The sequence below is a fragment of the Jannaschia formosa genome (genome assembly GCF_003340555.1).
Lineage (GTDB): Bacteria > Pseudomonadota > Alphaproteobacteria > Rhodobacterales > Rhodobacteraceae > Jannaschia > Jannaschia formosa.
Window position 1 is genome coordinate 1 of the sequence record NZ_QPLJ01000099.1, and the last position, 1,055, is coordinate 1,055.

The 1,055-nt window shown below is 69.2% G+C and carries 1 protein-coding gene and 1 pseudogene; one reads left to right on the forward strand and one right to left on the reverse strand.

Going from position 1 to position 1,055, the window contains the following annotated elements; all coding sequences use genetic code 11:
- A partial coding sequence (locus tag DR046_RS24045) for a hypothetical protein (protein WP_209313649.1) occupies window positions 1-187 on the reverse strand: 187 nt, incomplete at its 3' end.
- Between DR046_RS24045 and DR046_RS22965 the strand changes: the two are divergent.
- Window positions 179-1,020 (forward strand): annotated as a pseudogene (locus DR046_RS22965) (IS5 family transposase). The gene DR046_RS24045 and the pseudogene DR046_RS22965 sit on opposite strands and share 9 nt — an antisense overlap.
- Window positions 1,021-1,055 lie beyond the last annotated feature (35 nt).

The following is a 1,055-nucleotide window of genomic DNA, read 5'->3' on the forward strand; positions in this document are numbered from 1 at the left end:
TCAGATGATCGCGCTCCGCACGCCAGTCCACCAGCGCACCTGCCAAGACCGCAGATGCCATCGCCCAACCCTCCACTCCCGCTCCACGTAGCGCAAAGAGCCACATCTGCTGAAAATGCGCAACTGTAGTATTAGAGTGTCTAACGAAACCGATCTCTGTCTCGTGGATTCCCTGATCATGAGACATGAACTTGTGAGCGACGAGATGTGGGCGGTCGTGGAGCCGCTGCTGCCCGAGGAGCCTTCCAAGCCGAAGGGCGGTCGTCCCCGCGTGCCCGATCGGGACGCGCTGCGGGGGATCGTGTTCGTGCTGCGGTCTGGTCTGCCCTGGGAGATGCTGCCGCGCGAGGTGTTCGGCTGCTCGGGCATGACCTGCTGGCGGCGGCTGCGAGACTGGCAGCAGGCGGGCGTGTGGGACCGGCTGCACCGGGCGCTGCTGGAGCGTCTGCACCGGTCGGGCGAGCTGGACTGGAGCCGCGCCGCGCTCGACAGCCAGTCCACCGCCGCCAAAAGGGGGGGCGCCGCGACGGGGCCGAACCCGACCGATAGGGGCAAGCCGGGCACGAAGCGGCACGCGGTCACCGACGCGCGCGGCACGCCGCTCGGCCTGACGCTCACCGGGGCTAACCGCCATGACAGCATCGCGCTCGCGCTCGCGCCCACGCTCGACGCCGTGCCGGGGGTGCGGTCGGGGCGCAGGGGCCGCCCCCGCAAACGCCCCGGAAAGCTGCACGCCCCCTCTCGGGACATCGCTGCGCGATGCCCTGCCGGGCAATGGACAAGGCCTACGACCATCGCCGGTGCCGCCGGGAGTGCCAGCCGCGCTCCATCACGCCCCGCATCGCGCGCCGCAGCGTCGACACCTCCGCCAAGCTCGGCCGCCACCGATGGGTCGTGGAGCGGACCTTCGCATGGATGGACCAGTTCCGCCGCCTTGAACCGCGCCGGGTTTGCCGGAGGCTCCAACTTCTGAGTAGGGTGGAGCATCATGAGCAAGACCACGAACAAGTTTTCTCCTGAGGTGCGCGAGCGGGCGGTGCGGCTGGTTCTCGACA